At 62.6% G+C, this 17,150-nt stretch carries 17 protein-coding genes and 1 pseudogene; 11 read left to right on the top strand and 7 right to left on the bottom strand.

Annotated features, from left to right (window positions below; translation table 11 throughout):
• Positions 1-9: 9 nt before the first annotated feature.
• Both F6X40_RS36255 and F6X40_RS36250 read left to right on the top strand, forming a co-directional pair.
• Positions 10-1,974 (top strand): beta-galactosidase, encoded by a 1,965-nt coding sequence (locus F6X40_RS36255; RefSeq protein ID WP_187631193.1) that lies wholly within the window; start codon positions 10-12, stop codon positions 1,972-1,974.
• A 37-nt stretch (positions 1,975-2,011) separates the two neighbouring features.
• Positions 2,012-2,134 (top strand): annotated as a pseudogene (locus F6X40_RS36250) (arabinogalactan endo-1,4-beta-galactosidase); the annotation flags it as partial.
• Positions 2,135-2,158: 24 nt separating this feature from the next.
• Here the strand turns inward: F6X40_RS36250 and F6X40_RS36245 are convergent.
• From F6X40_RS36245 to F6X40_RS36225, 5 genes are all read right to left on the bottom strand, one after another.
• Positions 2,159-2,491, bottom strand: a complete 333-nt coding sequence (locus tag F6X40_RS36245) for a hypothetical protein (RefSeq protein WP_184039654.1) — start codon at positions 2,489-2,491, stop codon at positions 2,159-2,161.
• Positions 2,492-2,876: 385 nt separating this feature from the next.
• Entirely contained in the window at positions 2,877-4,235 is a 1,359-nt protein-coding gene (locus F6X40_RS36240) for an MFS transporter (protein ID WP_184064911.1), read from the bottom strand.
• Between the two features lie 384 nt (positions 4,236-4,619).
• Positions 4,620-5,606 carry a M14 family metallopeptidase gene (locus F6X40_RS36235; RefSeq protein ID WP_187631192.1) on the bottom strand — a complete coding sequence of 329 codons (987 nt, stop codon included), beginning with the start codon at positions 5,604-5,606 and terminating at the stop codon, positions 4,620-4,622.
• Positions 5,607-5,774: 168 nt separating this feature from the next.
• On the bottom strand, positions 5,775-6,182 hold the full coding sequence (locus F6X40_RS36230) for a GtrA family protein (protein ID WP_184039660.1): 408 nt from the start codon (positions 6,180-6,182) through the stop codon (positions 5,775-5,777).
• A 13-nt stretch (positions 6,183-6,195) separates the two neighbouring features.
• Entirely contained in the window at positions 6,196-6,891 is a 696-nt protein-coding gene (locus tag F6X40_RS36225) for a class I SAM-dependent methyltransferase (RefSeq protein ID WP_184064917.1), read from the bottom strand.
• A gap of 367 nt (positions 6,892-7,258) precedes the next feature.
• Between F6X40_RS36225 and F6X40_RS36220 the strand changes: the two genes are divergently transcribed.
• Together F6X40_RS36220 and F6X40_RS36215 are read left to right on the top strand one after the other, a co-directional pair.
• Complete coding sequence (locus F6X40_RS36220) at positions 7,259-8,194, top strand: glycosyltransferase family 2 protein (protein ID WP_187631191.1); 936 nt, start codon at positions 7,259-7,261, stop codon at positions 8,192-8,194.
• Positions 8,191-9,813, top strand: coding sequence for a hypothetical protein (locus F6X40_RS36215; RefSeq protein WP_184064921.1), 1,623 nt, complete (start codon positions 8,191-8,193; stop codon positions 9,811-9,813). Before F6X40_RS36220 ends, F6X40_RS36215 begins: the two co-directional genes overlap by 4 nt.
• A 96-nt stretch (positions 9,814-9,909) precedes the next feature.
• Here F6X40_RS36215 and F6X40_RS36210 read toward each other — a convergent pair whose 3' ends face one another.
• The gene (locus tag F6X40_RS36210) at positions 9,910-10,992 is read right to left on the bottom strand and encodes a tartrate dehydrogenase (RefSeq protein WP_187631190.1); all 1,083 of its coding nucleotides are present in this window, start codon (positions 10,990-10,992) and stop codon (positions 9,910-9,912) included.
• Between the two features lie 177 nt (positions 10,993-11,169).
• Here F6X40_RS36210 and F6X40_RS42890 point away from each other — a divergent pair, with 177 nt between their 5' ends.
• The 6 genes from F6X40_RS42890 to F6X40_RS42885 all read left to right on the top strand — a co-directional run bounded on the left by F6X40_RS42890 (position 11,170) and on the right by F6X40_RS42885 (position 14,635).
• On the top strand, positions 11,170-12,000 hold the full coding sequence (locus tag F6X40_RS42890) for a hypothetical protein (protein WP_262421678.1): 831 nt from the start codon (positions 11,170-11,172) through the stop codon (positions 11,998-12,000).
• A gap of 12 nt (positions 12,001-12,012) precedes the next feature.
• Positions 12,013-12,363 (top strand): hypothetical protein, encoded by a 351-nt coding sequence (locus F6X40_RS36200; RefSeq protein WP_221307645.1) that lies wholly within the window; start codon positions 12,013-12,015, stop codon positions 12,361-12,363.
• Between the two features lie 84 nt (positions 12,364-12,447).
• On the top strand, positions 12,448-12,720 hold the full coding sequence (locus F6X40_RS36195) for a hypothetical protein (protein WP_187631189.1): 273 nt from the start codon (positions 12,448-12,450) through the stop codon (positions 12,718-12,720).
• Positions 12,720-12,995 carry a hypothetical protein gene (locus F6X40_RS36190; protein WP_090809227.1) on the top strand — a complete coding sequence of 92 codons (276 nt, stop codon included), beginning with the start codon at positions 12,720-12,722 and terminating at the stop codon, positions 12,993-12,995. The genes F6X40_RS36195 and F6X40_RS36190 overlap by 1 nt, the downstream gene beginning before the upstream one ends.
• Positions 12,996-13,338: 343 nt before the next feature.
• On the top strand, positions 13,339-13,602 hold the full coding sequence (locus tag F6X40_RS36185) for a hypothetical protein (protein WP_090809231.1): 264 nt from the start codon (positions 13,339-13,341) through the stop codon (positions 13,600-13,602).
• A 166-nt stretch (positions 13,603-13,768) separates the two neighbouring features.
• Positions 13,769-14,635, top strand: a complete 867-nt coding sequence (locus F6X40_RS42885; RefSeq protein WP_262421677.1) for a hypothetical protein — start codon at positions 13,769-13,771, stop codon at positions 14,633-14,635.
• Positions 14,636-14,641: 6 nt separating this feature from the next.
• Here the strand turns inward: F6X40_RS42885 and prpR are convergent, their stop codons facing one another.
• A complete protein-coding gene (prpR, locus tag F6X40_RS36175) occupies positions 14,642-16,600 on the bottom strand; it encodes a propionate catabolism operon regulatory protein PrpR (RefSeq protein ID WP_187631188.1) in 1,959 nt (652 codons plus the stop codon).
• Positions 16,601-16,837: 237 nt separating this feature from the next.
• On the opposite strand from prpR, the gene F6X40_RS36170 reads away from it, so the two are divergent.
• Positions 16,838-17,150 (top strand): citrate/2-methylcitrate synthase (locus tag F6X40_RS36170; protein WP_316251878.1); only part of this gene is annotated, 313 nt, incomplete at its 3' end.

Genomic DNA, 17,150 nt, shown 5'->3' with positions numbered 1-17,150 from the left:
GACTTTCACATGCAACTTGGTGTCTGCTACTACCCGGAACAATGGCCGCGCGCGATGTGGGCCGACGACGCGCAACGTATGGTCGAACTCGGCATCACGCATGTGCGGATCGCTGAATTCGCGTGGAGCCGTATGGAGCCGCGCGCCGGCGAATTCGACTGGCAATGGCTCGACGAAGCGGTCGAAACGCTCGCGAAAGCGGGCCTGAAACTCGTGCTCGGCACGCCGACCGCCTCGCCGCCGAAGTGGCTCGTCGACGCGCATCCGGACGTGTTGCCGGTGCGCGCGGACGGCGCACGCTGGAGTTTCGGCTCGCGGCGTCACTACGATATTTCGAGCGACACGTACCGGCGCGAATGCGTGCGCATCGTCACCGCGATGGCGAAGCGCTATGGCCGGCATCCGTCGATCGTCGCATGGCAGACCGATAACGAACTCGGCTGCCACGACACGGTGCCGAGCTATTCGGCCGCGGCGTTGCAGTGCTTTCACGTGTGGCTGCAGCGGCGCTACGCAACGATCGGCGCGTTGAACGACGCGTGGGGCAACGTGTTCTGGAGCATGGAGTACCCGTCGTTCGACGCGATCGGGCTGCCGACGCTGACACCCACCGACGCCAATCCGATCCATCTGCTCGACTTCCGCCGCTTCATGTCCGACGAGGTGGCGAGCTTCCATCGCGAGCAGATCGAGGTGTTGCGCGAGCATGCGCCGAACGCGGATCTGCTGCACAACTTCATGGGCTTTTTCACGACCTTCGATCACTATCGCTTCGCCGCCGACGACGCGATCGACGTCGCCGCATGGGACAGCTATCCGATTGCGCGCACTGAGTCGATCGCGTTGCCGCAGGAGCAGAAGGCGCGCTTCGCGCGTACCGGACATCCCGACGTGTCCGCGTTCGATCACGACCGCTACCGGGGCATTGGCGGCGGGCGCTTCTGGGTGATGGAGCAGCAGGCCGGTCCGGTGAACTGGGCGTCGTGCAATCCGATTCCGGCGCCGGGCATGGTGCGGCTATGGGCGTACGAGGCGTTCGCGCATGGCGCGGAGCTGGTGTCGTATTTCCGTTGGCGTCAGTGCCCGTATGCGCAGGAGCAGATGCATTCCGGGCTCAATCTGCCGAACGACGAACTGTCGCCGGGCGGTCTCGAGGTGCAACGGGCCGCGCGTGAGATCGCGGGCAGTACGGCGCTGTCGACGCTCGCCGCGCCCGCGCGCGCGGCCACCGCGCTGGTATTCGACTACGAGACGCAGTGGATGTTCGAAATCCAGCGTCACGGCAAGGGCTTCGACTACCAGACGCTCGCGTTCGACTACTACGAGTCGCTGCGCGAACTCGGGCTCGATGTCGATATCGTGTCGAGCCGGGCAGATCTTTCGCGCTACCAGCTAGTCGTGGTACCGAGTCTCGCGGTGATCGACGCCGCGCTCGTCGAGCAGATCGCGCGTTCGAACGCGCAATGGGTGTTCGGCCCACGCAGCGGCTCGAAAACCGACGCGTTCGCGATTCCCGGCAATCTGCCGCCCGGCGCGTTGCAGCGCGCGCTGCCGATGCAGGTGCTCGAAGTCGAAACGCTGCGCTCGACGCTCGCGCCCGCGCTGTCGATCGACGGCACCGAGGGTCGCGCGCTGCACTGGCGCGAGCATGTGCGCGCCAATGGCGAGACAGGCATTGCCGCGCGCTTCGACGATGCCTGGCCCGCGCTGCTGACGCACGGCAACGTGCGCTATGTGGCCGGCTGGCTGTCGCATGAACTGCATCGCACGCTGTTGCGGCAGGCGGCGCGCGATGCGGGCCTCGATACGCAGGTACTCGCCGATGGACTGAGGCTGCGCCGCCGCGGCGACTTGACCTTCGCATTCAATTTCGGCGCGCAACCGGTGCGGGCGCCAGCACCGCGCAATGCGACGTTCGTGCTCGGCGAGCCGCGCCTGAATACCGGCGACGTCTGCGCGTGGAAAGACGCGTGACGTGGTGTGGTTGTCACGTCACGGCAGGAAGTCAACCGAGTGGATTCCGACGCCGAACGTCGGGTGGAAAGTCGGCGCCGGCGACCAGTGGGACAACAACACGCTGTTCGATTTCCACTGCAACGCACTGTCGTCGCTGGATGCGTTCCGGCGGCGCTAGCGCATCGCGGGTGACACGCCGGCATCACTGTGCCGGCGATGCCTGCCCCTTGTGCTGGTTCACGCACTCCGACGTGATCGCCATGCTCGCCTGATCGGGCGTCATGTGTGGCGCGTCGGGGCTGTAGATCTTTTCGATGATCGCGTCGACGGCCGCGCGGTCGGACGGGTCTTTGTAGTAGTGGGCGGCCTGCTCGAGCGCCTGAGCTTTGGTCTTTTTGTGTGCGCGCCACGACGCGACCTGGCCGGCGATATCGCCGAGCGCGAAACATTGATCGCTGACGGTCTGCGCGACGGCCTGAGCGGCCGGCTGCGCGATGCACAGCGCGACGAGCGCGGATACGACTACGCGTTTCATTACCGGAGTCCTGACATGAGACGGCGGCGGCGCGGCAGCGGCGGTGATCGCCGCGCCTGGCCGCGCGCGGAAAAATTGTTGCGTAGTGTATCGGGAAGTAGGCCGGGGCGCTTTTCGCCGCCGTGGATCACAATGCCGCAGGCGAACGGGTGTGACGTCGATGCGTCACAGCGGCAGCGGCCGATCCTTTAGCCAGGTTTCAGGCGCGGCGATGGTTCTGATTGCCGTGCTGCTGTGTGTCGAGCAACAGCTCGCGTTCAGGTAAGCGAGAGATTCCAGGCATTCAGCGAAATAAAAAGCCGCCCTGCGATTCGCGGGGCGGCTTCTGGGTCACCACTCGGTCGAACCGTTACCGGTCCGCTGGCGCGCACATTTCATTGCAGGCTCAATGGCCGAACGACTCCGTCTTCGACGCACCCGCTTCCGCCGCCTGCGGCCGTGCCGCCTGCTTGATCAGCAGCGCGACGCACGACAGCAGACCCGCCACCGCGATCGTCGCGAAGATGCCGCCGAACGAGAAGTGGCGGCGCGCCAGCTCGGCTACGAGGAACGAACCCGCAATGCCGCCGAAGCGGCCGACGCCAAGCATCCACGCGACGCCCGTGCCGCGGCCCACGGTCGGGTAGAACGCGGCGGCGAGCGCCGGCATCGACGATTGCGCGGTGTTCATCAGCACGCCGGCGATGAACACGATCAGCACGAGCGCGCCGACGTTGCCGGCCGCCTGACCGATGAAGTACACGCTGACGGCGGTCAGTGCATAGCACACCGCAATGACGCGGTTCGCGTTGAAGCGGTCCATCAGCACGCCGGCCAGTACCGCGCCGACGCCGCCGAGCGGGAACAGCGCGGAGATCAGCGTCGCGCGTTGCGGGGTGAGGCCGGCGTCCTTCAGCAGGATCGGCATCCAGTTGATCGATGCGTAGAAGATCACGAGGCCCATGAAGTACGCGACCCACAGCATCACCGAACCGACGATGTACGAGCGCGACAGCACGACGCCGAGACCCTTGCCGCCGGTTTGCGGCGCGGTTTCGGTCATCGTGAAACCGACGGCCTGCACCGCGTCGCCGGAAATGCGCGCGAGAGCGGCGCGAATCCGCTCGGCCGGCTTGTTATTCGCGACCATGTAGCGGACCGACTCCGGCATCTTCGCGAGCAACAGCAGCAACAGCAGCAGCGGCGTGACGCCGCCGAGGATCAGCACGCTGCGCCAGCCCAGATGCGGAATCATCCACGCGGCGAGGAAGCCGCCGAACGCGGCGCCGAGCGGGAAGCCGCAGAACATCAGGTTGATCATGGTGGCGCGGCGGTTGTCCGGGCAGTACTCGCCCATCATCGTGACCGCGTTCGGCATCGCGGCGCCGAGGCCGACGCCGGTGACGAAGCGCAGCACGGTCAGTTGGTCGATGCCGGTCGAAAACGCCGACGCGAGGCAGGCGACGCCGAACAGCAGCACCGAGCCGACCAGCATCGAGCGACGCCCGAGGCGGTCGGACAACGGACCCGAGCCGAGCGCGCCGCACGCGAGGCCGAACAGCGCGGCGCTCAGCACCGGCGCGAGCGCGGGCTTGTCGATACCCCATTCGGTGATCAGTGAAGGCGCGATGAAGCCGATCGCAGCAGTGTCAAAACCGTCCAGCAGGACGATGATGAAGCACATGAAAAAGATCAGCCATTGGAACGGCGAAAACGGATGCTCGTTGATGAAGGTTTGAACGTTCACAGCGGGGCTGCGGTTCATGATGGTCTCCTGGCAGCGAAAGGCCCGACACGACGAGCTATTCTTCTCTAAGACTGTACGCCGTCTGGCAACGGCGTACGATGCCTGCGGCGGGCCAACTGGCCGTTCATCGGCAATGAATCATCCCGGACGGATCGGTTTGACGGAATCGCGCCGGGCGAGGGAATTTGTTCACATAAAGAACTGTGATTCTCTATGCGAACGCGCGCCACTGTAAGGAATGAAATCGATGCGGTCAACGGGGGAATACCCGAGCTTCGCAGTGGCGGACGTGCCCGCCGATGCGTGGGAGGCGGCGCGCTGCAATAGGGCCGCAGAAAGGACGAGGCGCGCCAAGCTCAACGCGCCAAAGCAACCGGCGAACGGCGTCGAGACATCTGCCCGTCAGGCCGTCACCCCGGGATTGGCCACCGTCCGCTCGATTCGCCCCAGCCGGACCACCGTCACACCGGGGCGTAACTGCCGCAGCGACGGCATCACGAGCATGCAGTTGTCGTAGGGGGTGCGCACCTCTTCGCCGTTCGACCAGCCGATCACGGCGCCCGCTTCGGCGAAAACTTCGAGGCCGGTGTACGCCGCGGCGAAGCTGAAGTCCATGCTGGTCGCGACGACCGGCTGTGTCACGCGCACGATGTTCTGCTCGGGCGGCAATGGCGCGAGCCATCCAGGCGGCAGATCCGCTTCGTCGATCACGCCGGCCAGCAGCAGGAAGCGCGCGGTCGTATCGCGCGCGACCGCCACCGCACGGCGCTCCCAATGCTGGCCGCATTCGATCAGCAGCGCGTTCTTCGGGCTCGCGGCATCGCCGAACCCTTCGTAGTCGAGCATGCGGCGGCCTTCGGGATGCCCTTCGTCGCAGATCACCGTGGCGGGCGTACCGAGCCGCACCGCGAGGTCGATGCCTTTTTGCAGCGGTCCCGCGACGATCAGCGGCTTGCACCGCTCGTGCATCGAATGCAGGTCGAGCAGCGCGTCGACCGTATCGATCACCGGGCGCATCGCACGCGCGCGCTGCAGCTCGCTCGACCTGCGCGACGTGTCGTCGAGCACCGCCGCCGTCCACACGCGATTGAAGTCCTGATCGACGAAGCGCGCGGCGTCCGGATTCGCCGGATCGAAGCGCCGGTACGCGGCGACGTTCGCGAACGACAGCGTGAGCTGCCCGCGTCGCGGCCGCAGCGCGCGGCGCAGCAGTTCGTCGACGACGATCGCGCCGCACACTTCGTTGCCGTGCGTGAGCGCGTTGATCATCACGTGCGGGCCGGGCACGCCCGAATCGAACGTATGGACGTATGCAACGCCCGACGACGATGGCTCGTGCGGCGCGATATCGGGGAATTCGACTTCGATCGGATAGGCTTCTCGGCTCATGGCGGCGTCCTCGGTGAATGGCATTGATAATCTTTTCGTAAGACGTTGTTATTCCTGGCGCCTTCCGCAAAAGATAGTAAATGTTCTTCAGACATGTGCTTACCGTATCCCGCCACGTCGACAAAATCGTGAACGGATATCAATGACGTGTGGATACGAGGCGCATCTTCAGCGTGCGCGCCCGCGCATCGCCCAATACCGGTTGCCGAGAAAGCCCACGATCACGTAGACGGGAATGCCGCACAGTTGCGCGAGATAGGGCGCGTGCGTGAGATGCAACACCGAAACCATCGTCGCGAGATTGGCCAGGTACGAGATCAGCACGACGATCAGAAAGCGGATGGCGGTGTGCCGCGTGGCCTCCGTCCTGAACGTGAACCTGCTGTTGAGCGCGAAGCTCAGTCCCACACCCATCGCGTAGCCGACTATGTTGGCAACTACAGGAATCGCGCCCGCCGCTTGCACGATAAAGATGATGGCGGCCGAGATCACCGTATTGAGGCCGCCAACCAGAAGATACTTGATGAACTGGCGAAGAGGTTCGGTACGCGATGCTGTCGTGCGTAGACTGTTCATCGAATGGCCGCCTTCATGCGGCGCTCGCGTAGACGGCGTATTGGGCGCCGAGCGGAACATGGGTCAGATATTTTTCGAGTGGACGCAGTTTGGCCAGCATGTGAGGAAAGAAAATCCGGAAGCGCACGACAACGTCGGAAAAGCCCGCATCGAGGCACGCCCGCTTCATGTTGCGCGCGGTGATCAGTTTGGCGTTCACATCGAACTCGCAGGTGTTGACCGCCCTGACGGTCAGCGGGTTCAGCGGATTATGCTCGAAGATGACGACCGTGCCCCGCGGACCCACGACGCGCTTCAGTTCGCCCAACAAATGAACATGCTCGGCGTGATCGATATGATGGAACACGCACATCGCATAGGCGAGATTGAATTCGCCCTGCTCGAAAGGCAGCGTGTGACCGTCGAAGTGGACGAAGCGCGAGGAATCGGGAAAGCGGCTTTGCGCGACTTCCAGTGAACGCTCCGATACATCCGCGCACGTGAGCTGTGCGTCCGGCAAATAGCGCTTCACCCATGGAATCGACGTGCCCACGCCCGATCCGAAATCGAGCATGCGCGCGGGCAGCGCATCGCGTCGCGTCATCTCCTCGGCGATGTCGCGGATCTTGTACTCGGCGAAAAACTCCGGACCTTCTCCCGATGCCGCGATGTTACGGGCGTGCAGCGAAAGATACTCGTCAGCAAAGCTGTCGAACTCGGCCTTGTCCATGCTATTCATCCTTTCCGTGAACATCGGTTCCAAAGGCAATTGGAAAGCGATCTGGCGTGACGGTTCATGCATTCTCCATTGTCTCCACGACCCAATCATACGGGACCACGCGACCAATCGCATGGCCTTGCGCGTATCGGCATGCTGATGCAGACCAGTGCCAGTAAAAAGTGGTTGTTCGCATTCCGATGTGGTAACTCCGTTGCGGCTCTAATTCGACGTTTTTTCCGATGCATTAGCACATTTCGGACAAAGAGGTCCTTATGCTTGCCTGTGGTCGGCGATGCGTACTAATGTCCAACTAGGTTAAACGCCGGACTCTGTGCCTGACTCTGGGTCGAGCCAGCTTCAGAATGGGGAGTTGCCTATGACGACGATGAATCTCGTCGTACCGTGCTACAACGAAGAAGAGGTTATCACCGAGACAGGCAAGCGGCTGCTCGCACTTCTGGAGCGATTGATCGAAGCCGGCGAGGTGAGCAACGAAAGCCGCATCACTTTCATTGACGATGGTTCCCGCGACCGTACCTGGTCGATCATCGAAGTGCTGCACGCGCAGAATGCCCGCTGCGGCGGCATCAAACTCTCGCGCAATCGCGGCCATCAGAATGCGCTGCTCGCCGGTCTGATGACGGCTCAAGGCGATGTACTCGTGAGTCTCGACGCGGATCTTCAGGACGATATCGAAGCCATTCCACGCATGCTCGCGGAATATCAGTCGGGTGCGGAAATCGTCTTCGGCGTGCGTCACAAACGTACGTCGGACACATTCTTCAAGCGCTTCACCGCTCGCAACTACTACAAGCTGCTCCGGACGTTCGGCGTCGAGATCCTGCCGGGCCACGCGGATTTTCGCCTGATGAGCCGCAAGACAGTGGAAGCGTTGCGTCAGTTTCAGGAGGTCAATCTTTTCCTGCGCGGCATCATTCCGCTGCTCGGGTTCAAGACTGCGATCGTCGAATACGAGCGCGCCGCGCGCTTTGCGGGCGAGAGCAAATACCCGCTCAGCAAAATGATCGTCCTCGCGCTGGACGGCATCACGTCGTTCTCCGCCGTTCCCTTGCAATGGAGTACGCGCATCGGCGCATTGCTGGCGATCGGCTCGCTGTGCTTTGGCGCATGGGCCGCCTATGCGCGCATCTTCACCAACCTCACGGTGCCCGGCTGGGCTTCGACGGTAATCCCGATGTACTTTCTCGGCGGTATCCAGTTGCTCTTTCTCGGTGTGATCGGCGGCTACATCTCGAAGACGTACGCCGAAACCAAGCAGCGTCCTCGTTTCATCATTGAGCAAACGTTATGAATTCTCCCGTCGATCGTTCGGCGCCGGCGACCCCGGGCGCCGACGCGGTGTCCGCAGACGCGCTGTTTTCGCGCTCCGGCCGGCTCGCCACCATTCTTCCGCGCGTGCTTTTCATCGTCACCGTGCTGTATGGCGGAGCGTTGTTCTGGATCGCGCCGCGTCCGCCCCTGGTGGACCTGCCGCAACACGCGGGACAGGTGATGTTGCTGCGCGATCTGCTCGAGCATACGTCGCCGTGGCAAAACCTCGTGCAGCTCAATCTGCTGACGCCGTACCTCGTCGGCTACGGCCTCGCGCTGCCGCTCACGTATCTGATGCCGATCGGCGCCGCGCTCAATTGCGTGCTGATGCTCGCGTATTTCGCGTTCGTGGCGTCATGCGTGGGCTTTCGCAGGTATCTGGGCGGCGATCCACGGCTCGACTGGCTGTTCGTGCCGGGATTTTTCGGCTTCGCCTTCATGTGGGGCTTCTATACGTTTCTGGTCGCGACCCCGTTGGGCATTCTGTTCATGTGGCTCTCGCACGACTATGCGAAGGCGACTTCGGTCAGGAAGGGGGTATGGATGTTCGTTGCGGGCACGGCGCTGTTCTTCTGTCACGGGCTCGTGTTTCTGCTTGCGATGGCGGTAGGCGTCGGCTTCGTGCTGTTCAAACAGAAGACGTTGGTCCGCAAGATCCTCGCGCTCGCGCCGTTCGTGCCGCTCGGTGTGCTGTGCATCGCGTATATGTTGTGGAGCCGCGCGACCGATCCGCTGCTCGGGCAGACGGTGCCCGGCGTAGACGTATTCAAATGGGGCTTCGACTTGCAGCGGGTGCTCTCGCTGCCCGTCTACGTGTGGGGCATGAACAAAAGCGCGGCCGTGTATTTGCCGCTCGTCGCGCTGATGTTCGCCGCGCCGTGGCTGTGGCGCAACAGGATCAATCCCGATCGCTCGGTCATCGTGCCGATGCTCGCCGTGGCGTTCGTGTGGTTCGTCGTACCCGGCACGGCGCTGAAGACGGCGTACCTGTATCACCGTTTCGCGCTGTTTCTGTTGCCCGCGTATGCGTTGATGTTCTGCGCACCGCAAACGTCGGCGAACGGCGCTCGCCGTGCGTCGTCCGGTTCGAACCGGGGTGCGCTGCCCGGCGTCGCCGTACAAGCGTTGATCATCGCCGGATGCTGGATCTTCTTTGCGGACCAGACGGTTCGTCTGCATCGTTTCGCCGTCGAGAACGCGCCGCTGGACGCGCTGCTGTCGCGGACCGAACCGGATCAACGCGCGCTAAGTCTGATATTCGATCGCGCGAGTCCCGCGTACAGGAGCCCGGCCGCGTACGAGCACCAGTCGCTGTGGTATCAGGCGGAGAAACACGGTTTCGTCGATCCGAACTTCGCGACTTACGTGCCGCAGATCGCGCGCTTCAGGCCGGGCATGATGCCTATGGCCCCGCTGACGCTCGAACACGATCCGGCGGGTTTCGAATGGAATAAGGACAATGGCCGTCTGTACCGCTATTTCTTCGTTCGCAAGGAGGGGCCGTTGCCGAAAGATTTCTTCGCCAATAGCGAATGCGATGTCGCCCTGGTGACGCACGAGGGCGAATGGTCGCTCTACGAGCGGCGCAACTGTCGATAACGGCGCATCCGGCGTTGCGCCGTCATCCCTTCATGTCGAACGATCGGCGGCCAGGCATTCGCAGCGCGCTTTGATGGGCCTGGCGCGCCGTTCATATCAGGCGAGTTTTGCCGCGATCGCCTCGCCGACTTCGCTCGTGCTTGCTTTACCGCCGAGGTCGCCGGTGTGCGGACCCTCGATCAGCGTCGCCTCGATCGCCTTCAGGATCGCGTCGTGCGCTTCGCGCTCCTTGCCGCTCGAATGACCGAGGAAGTCGAGCATCATCGCGGCCGACCAGATCATCGCGATCGGATTCGCGATGTGCTTGCCGGCGATATCGGGTGCCGAGCCGTGCACCGGCTCGAACAGCGACGGAAACTTGCGGTCCGGATTCAGGTTGCCCGACGGCGCGAGGCCGATCGTGCCCGTGCACGCGGGGCCGAGATCGGACAGGATGTCGCCGAACAGATTGGTCGCGACGACCACGTCGAAACGGTCCGGGTTCAGCACGAAACGCGCGCACAGGATGTCGATGTGCTGCTTGTCCCACGTGACGTCCGGATACTGCGCGGCGATGCCGGCCGCGCATTTGTCCCACCACGGCATGCTGATCGCGATGCCGTTGCTCTTCGTTGCGACGGTGATTTTCTTGCGCGCGCGGCGCTGCGCGAGATCGAACGCGAACTTCAGCACGCGCTCGCTGCCATGCCGCGTAAACACCGACTCCTGCAGCACGAACTCGCGCTCGGTGCCTTCGAACATCACGCCGCCCACTGACGAATACTCGCCCTCGGTGTTCTCGCGCACGATCCAGAAGTCGATGTCGCCGGCCTTGCGTCCCGCGAGCGGCGAGGGGACGCCCGCAAAGAGCCGTGCGGGCCGCAGATTCACATACTGGTCGAACTCGCGGCGAAACTTCAGCAGCGACTCCCACAGCGAGATGTGATCGGGCACGGTGTCGGGCCAGCCGACCGCGCCGAACAGGATCGCATCGGCCGATTGCAGTTGCGCTTTCCAGTCGTCCGGCATCATCTTGCCGTGCTTCGCGTAGTAGTCGCAGCTTGCCCATTCGATGTGCCGATATTCGAGCTGGATGCCGAAGCGTTGCGTCGCGACTTCGAGTACGCGCAGCGCTTCGGGCATCACCTCGACGCCGATGCCGTCGCCGGGGATGACGGCAATCCGGTATTTGTTCGACATGCTGGGCTTCTCCTTTGAAGAATTGGGTTGGGGATGTGGTGGTGGTTATTTTATTCGTGGTGCATTCGATCATGCCGTGCCAGGCGCGGCGTGCCTCTCCTGCAAGGCTTAACCAGGGGTTTTTTGGGATGGTACCTTGATGCACAATCGGGCCTCCTTTATTGACTGTGAGGCACGATGACTTCACTTTCCCTGGGTTCTTATCATGAGGTCCGTGAAAGGCGGCACGGACATTTCTTCTCGGTCAGCCTTTACAGATCGTTCAACCTTCACATCAGGTCTCGCTGGTTGTTTGACGTGGATCGGTGGTTCCATTTTGCATTGCCGGCGAGCACAGCCCGCGAAGCGCACGATGACATTGTGCAGGGCATGGAGGAAGCGCGCGCGGCGTGGCTGCAACATAGCCCATCCGTGCTGCTGTCGCACCAGCCATACGAGTTACGCGATATGCTCGGCCGGAGTGACAACCGCTTTCATATGTACAGGATGAAAGACGATGAGGTTGCTAAAGCCCTCTACAACGAAGTGAAGGACGGTAGGCTGATCTTCGTCCCTGAGCGGGACGAGATGCGCAAGTGCGTGCAGGCGATACGGGAGCAGCGGGAAAAGGCGTCCCGGACAGCGTCCGCGCGCGCGCAACAACCGGCCGACGCGGACATGCTAAGTTCGCTCTATGGCAACAGCCCCCGGGTGCCGCAGAATGCCGGTACGCCGTCGTATTCTCCCCGTGTTGGTTCGTTAGGCGAAGCTCAGCCGTTCGAGTACAGCGAGGACATTCCCACGGGCGGTGAAATGCAAACGGCATGGCTTCCCTCAGAAGGAGGGTCACCTAACCAATGGGTCGAAAACACATCGGGCAAGAAACAATGGCGCTTATATGACGGAGACGGTAACGCGGCCGTCGATATTGATTTCGGTCACGATCACGGGTTTGGCGTTCCACACTCCCATAATTGGGAAAATGGCGTTAGAGATAAGGGAAATGCATTTTCGCTGCTACCTTGGTAAAGGATTTGTTTGATGGACAAACTCAAGGAATTTGGTTACTTCCACGACTGGTATATCAACGCTCTCGTGGTTCGGGATAAGCATAAACTTATTGTCATGTTGGAGGATGAAGGGAAGCGAGCAACGGCAACTTTTAGCGGAACCAGTCGCTGCACCGTTGAACATTTCAGCGTGTCCAATAACATCGTCTTTGAGATGAAGATCCTCACGCCGGGGGACACGAATTACGATCTCGCCCGCGCCATGCTCTCTAAAAGCGAGCGGTTTTCGAAGACGCCGGGGTCTCAAGTAGCGCTAGTCCTCGCAACGGCCGGGGCGGAGCTAGCTGTGGAATTTGAGACGCTCGACATCGACGCTGAGTAGGCGATTCGACTCGCGAATCTCCGACTACGGGAATCGGCGCCTTTCGGGAAGCAGTGGCCGTGATGCTAAAAGACACTGTACCCAGTGTTAAGTTCGCTCTATGGCAACAGCCCGCGCGCGCCGCAGAACCTCGGCAATGCTCAGGCGTTCAACTATCAGCCAGATGCCGTGAGTGACGACGTGCAGGACATTGCGGCGCGCGGAGTGAGCGATTTTCACGAGACCGAATGCTTCGCGCAGTACGAACGGGACATAGACCTGTGCAACGCACTGGCTGTCCCAATGGGCGGTACACGCGGCATCGCGCTATGCAAAACGCAGGCGTTCCAGAACTATCAACAGTGCAGAGGATATTGATGGCTACTCATCCGCCGTATTCCGTGGTTCTAACCTATACAGAGGACCGTCAACGGCTCACGGTGCAAACCGTTGACCCCACCAGGCTTGCTCCGTTGCTGGCCGGGAAAATCGAAATGCCGATCCTTCTCGATGAGTACGATTTCAAACTCGACGACGAATTTGCGCGGAGGCTCGGCGTCGCAATACTCAACGTGATTGCGCTCGGTCAGCCTGACATCAAGCAGTACATGTCAGTTACGCAAGAGCCGATCGACAAGCCTTCACAGACGTAGCCCGCCGCCCGCGCACTTATGCGCTGTGCGTGCAACGGGCATTCGGGAGTTATCAAACCTACTGTTGCGCGTCCGGCGCGCGCAGGGCCGCGAGCGCTTCCGCTAGCGAACGTGCGCCGCCGAGTGGGAGAAAGCCGGCAAAGCTGTCGTCGTCGTCCACCAGCAGCCCCTCGAACTACCCAGTGCTGTCGCGATAGACGATCACGTCTGCCCGCTGCCCGCCCTTCCTTGCGAGTACCGCCGCCACGACTGCTCCGGCTGCGGTGGTGTCGCTGCGGCAACGGGGCGCGCGTGCAAGGACAACGCTTTCCGGTTGTATAACCAATGTCGAGGATACTGAACTATGGTCCCGTCAAAATCATTCGTCGTCTCGTATAACGAAGAGCTGCAACAGTTTGAAATGTATTCACTCAAGGATTCCGACTTGGCCGCTCTACGCGAAAACGCCGTTGTCGCGCCTTGGCGTCTTTCAGCGATTCCGGGCGGCAAATTAGGTGAAAACATCGCGAAGCGTCTCGGCGCTATGGCGCTTGGCGTTCTCTCGATATATCACCCTGAAGTGCAGCAACGTTTGCGCGTGGAGCCGGATCAGTTTCCGTTTCCGTAGGCCGTACCGCGTCAGCGAAGTCGGATCCACCAGTCAAGGGTCCGTATGATGATCGGGTCGCCAGCAGCAGAGTCGATGGTTGCCTGTTTCCCCTGGTACCCCTGTTGCATTACTGTTACTGCCTCTATCGAGGCGGTTTTTATGGGCGCTATTACAAAAGCCCCGCGTGCCACAGAATCTCAGCAATGCGCAGCCGTTCGACTATCAGCGCGGCATGCCGGATGACGACGGTATGCGGTTTGTTTGGGCGACGGCCCAAAATTTACTGCATAGCGCTTCAAGTAGGGCAAGCGATGGTAAATTTCCGCTCGCGTTACGGGCAGCGAACAAGTTGTCTGTAGCGCTCGCCTATGGATTTGTTTTCGAGGAGATGACATGGCAGCAAGGCAGTCTCTTTCGCATACAACTCGACGAATCGGAATACACGAGAAGCGCTGGACCCTGCAAATCGGGGGGATATGGAAGGAGTCGCGCAGCACATGTCGCTCAATATCATGGTGACCCCACGCGATCGGCGGGGGCGCCCGATTGGCTCGCCCCGCAGAAGCCGGGGACTGGCGAATCGGCGGGTACGGGAATCGGCGCCTTTCAGGAAGCAGCGACCGTGATGCTCAAACCACTGTGCCCGGCGCTGATCATTTACCTGATTGCGACCACCTGCTCTGCCACCGGGGTCACGGCCACCCCGTCATCATTCAACGGAAAATGGACCGTCACCGATGTGGTCGGATACAGCGATGTCTCGGGCGGAATACCTGAGGCAAAACGACTGCTCGGCAAGGTGCTGAGCATATCGACTGGGCAGATCGAATTCGCAGGCGACCGCTGTCGTCCGCACGGCGGTTTCAACGTCCGCACCGTCGAGACCGCGCCAAAGCTCAAAGACTATTACGGCATCAACCTCGAAGATACGGGCTTGCCCCCGAAGACCCTACTGCTGGACAGCGACAATTGCGCGGCCGTATTCCGCATGGATGCGCATCGCGTCGTATTCGGTTGGAACGGCGTGATCGTGCGGGCAGTGAAACCGTAACCCTCTCTACCGCCCCGCATTCAACTTGCGCCACAGCGTCGTCTTGCTGATGCCCAACGCGGCGCAAGCCGCATCGCGATCACCGTCGTGAACCGCGAGCACCGCGCGGATTTCATCGGCCTCGACATGACGGCTGCGCTCGCGCAGCGTCAGCGCCGCCGGCTTCGCGCGCGCGATGGACTCGACGACTTCCGGCGCGATCGCACGCAGCATGTCGCGCGTGATGAGCGCCGCACTCGCATCCGTGTCCGCATCGCCATCGGCGAGTTCAACCGCGATCCGCTCGATCACGTTCTGCAACTCGCGCACATTGCCCGGCCACGCATAGCGCCGCAACGCCGCGCCCAAACCCTCCAGCATGCGAGCGGCGGTCTGCGCGTCGGGCACGCGCGCCGCCAGCCTCGGCTCGCGCGCGGCCGCCTGGCGCAACAGTTCGGCGGCGAGCGGCAGCAGGTCGTTCGGCCGCTCGCGCAGCGGCGGTAGCGCGATGCTGAGGATGTTGAGCCGGTAGTACAGATCGGCACGGAAACTGCCCTCTGCGACGGCGTCGGTCAGCGCGCGATGCGTCGCCGCGACGATGCGGATATCGACGCGCATCGGCTCCGTCGATCCGAGCCGCACCACCTCGCGCTCCTGCAACACGCGCAACAGGCGGCTCTGCAACGGCAACGGCATCTCGCCGATCTCGTCGAGAAACAGCGTGCCGCGATGCGCGACTTCGATCAACCCCGCCTTGCCACCCTTGCGCGCGCCGGTGAACGCGCCTTCCTCGTAGCCGAACAGCTCGCTTTCGAGCAGCGCCTCCGGAAACGCGCCGCAATTGATCGCGACGAACGCGAAGTCGCGTCGCGCGCTCAGTTGATGCATGCTCTGCGCGACCATCTCCTTGCCGGTGCCGCTTTCGCCGAGAATCAGCACGGTCGCGTCCGACCTCGCATATCGCACGACGAGCGCGCGCACCCGTTCGATCGATTCCGACGCGCCGACGATATCGTCGAGCCGGTAGCGCGCGGTGAACTGCTGCACGCGTTGACGCGCGCGCAGCGTCCGATCGAGCCGTTCGACCGCGCGCGATTCCTGAAACGTCAGCACGGTGCCCGGCGCCGCGCCGCTGCTTGCGAGCGGCCCGCGATGCACGACATAGCTGGCGCCGCGCACCGTGCAGAAGCTGTCGCCCTCCGCGTCCGGCAGACTGCCCGCGAGGTCGGGCGCGAGTTCGAGCAGCGCGCGGCCGACGGCCTTCGCGGCATCGATACCGAGCACGCCCGCGAGCCGCTGGTTCATCAGTTCGACGCGGCCTTGCGCATCGAGCGCGACCACGCCGTCGCGCAGGTGCTGCAGCAGCGTGTCGAGCCGCTGGCGTCGCACGGTTTCGCGGCGCGTGGCCTGTGCGACTTCGAGCGCGGTGTCGAAACCGGCCCGCACCGACGCGCGCGAGTACAGAAACACCGCGCCCATGCCGGCATTCGCGGCGAGGTCGGTGACCATGCCTGGGCCGACCACGACGTCGATGCCACGATCGCTGAGATCGAGCACGACGCTCTCCGCGTCCTGCGCCGACTGGTACGACGCGAACGTGACATCGAGCGCGTACGCGGCGGCGAACCGCCGCACTTCGTCGGGCGTGTCGCCGTGCGTGACGAGCGCGACGCGCGCGCCTTCCCGACGCGCGCGGGCGAGCGCATGCATGACGTCGTAGCCGGTCGGACTGATCCGCACGACCGGCACCGACACGCGCGTCTTCAGATACGCGCCGTTCGAGCCGCCTGCGAGCACGACGTCGGGCCGCGCGGCGCCCGCGGCCTCGATTTCGCGCACCGCGTCTTCGAAGGCGTGCGACACGATGCGAACATCCGCGCGTTCCACGTATTCGCCGGCGATGTCGAAGAACAGATCGCGCAGGCGGCTAATGCTGAGCGCCCAGACGCGCGGACGCTGCGGCGGTTCATAAAGAGGCGTGCTCAAGGCGGACGGCTCGCAACGGGATGGTTCGGGACCTCCATTATGCGAGCATTCATTGCCGATTTGAAATCCGGAGTTTCATTAATGAAATCGAGCGTCGGACGGGGTCGCGTCATTGCTTCGCCGGACTCCCGCCAAATCAGGCACTTAGCTGGCGGTGAGCGGGCTGGCCCGTTCTTTGCGTACAAGGCAGCCCAGTCGAAGCAATGGCCAAATTCCAACCCTTTCTGGAGACAATCGATGAGCGAAGCAGACAACAGCACGCCGAACGCAGGCGCTTTCAAACCGAAAAAATCCGTCGCGCTGTCGGGCGTGACCGCGGGTAATACCGCGCTGTGCACGGTCGGCAAGACCGGCAACGATTTGCACTATCGCGGCTATGACATTCTCGACATCGCCGAGGCGTGCGAATTCGAGGAGATCGCGTATCTGCTGGTCCACGGCAAGCTGCCGACCCAGGCCGAACTGACCGCGTACAAGACCAGGCTGAAGTCGATGCGCGGCCTGCCGGCCAACGTAAAAGCCGCACTCGAATGGATTCCGGCCGCCGCGC

Origin of the sequence: Paraburkholderia sp. UCT31, assembly GCF_014397655.1 — a bacterium.
Lineage (GTDB): Bacteria > Pseudomonadota > Gammaproteobacteria > Burkholderiales > Burkholderiaceae > Paraburkholderia > Paraburkholderia tuberum.
Note: the sequence above shows the minus strand (reverse complement) of the source record. Positions and strands in the feature narration are given on the sequence as shown.

Excerpts from the sequence above, each read along its gene's own strand:
- F6X40_RS36255 (WP_187631193.1), top strand. The coding sequence starts at position 10 with ATGCAACTTGGTGTCTGCTACTACCCGGAACAATGGCCGCGCGCGATG.
- F6X40_RS36245 (WP_184039654.1), bottom strand. The coding sequence starts at position 2,491 with ATGAAACGCGTAGTCGTATCCGCGCTCGTCGCGCTGTGCATCGCGCAG.
- F6X40_RS36240 (WP_184064911.1), bottom strand. The coding sequence starts at position 4,235 with ATGAACCGCAGCCCCGCTGTGAACGTTCAAACCTTCATCAACGAGCAT.
- F6X40_RS36235 (WP_187631192.1), bottom strand. The coding sequence starts at position 5,606 with ATGAGCCGAGAAGCCTATCCGATCGAAGTCGAATTCCCCGATATCGCG.
- F6X40_RS36230 (WP_184039660.1), bottom strand. The coding sequence starts at position 6,182 with ATGAACAGTCTACGCACGACAGCATCGCGTACCGAACCTCTTCGCCAG.
- F6X40_RS36225 (WP_184064917.1), bottom strand. The coding sequence starts at position 6,891 with ATGGACAAGGCCGAGTTCGACAGCTTTGCTGACGAGTATCTTTCGCTG.
- F6X40_RS36220 (WP_187631191.1), top strand. The coding sequence starts at position 7,259 with ATGACGACGATGAATCTCGTCGTACCGTGCTACAACGAAGAAGAGGTT.
- F6X40_RS36215 (WP_184064921.1), top strand. The coding sequence starts at position 8,191 with ATGAATTCTCCCGTCGATCGTTCGGCGCCGGCGACCCCGGGCGCCGAC.
- F6X40_RS36210 (WP_187631190.1), bottom strand. The coding sequence starts at position 10,992 with ATGTCGAACAAATACCGGATTGCCGTCATCCCCGGCGACGGCATCGGC.
- F6X40_RS42890 (WP_262421678.1), top strand. The coding sequence starts at position 11,170 with ATGACTTCACTTTCCCTGGGTTCTTATCATGAGGTCCGTGAAAGGCGG.
- F6X40_RS36200 (WP_221307645.1), top strand. The coding sequence starts at position 12,013 with ATGGACAAACTCAAGGAATTTGGTTACTTCCACGACTGGTATATCAAC.
- F6X40_RS36190 (WP_090809227.1), top strand. The coding sequence starts at position 12,720 with ATGGCTACTCATCCGCCGTATTCCGTGGTTCTAACCTATACAGAGGAC.
- F6X40_RS36185 (WP_090809231.1), top strand. The coding sequence starts at position 13,339 with ATGGTCCCGTCAAAATCATTCGTCGTCTCGTATAACGAAGAGCTGCAA.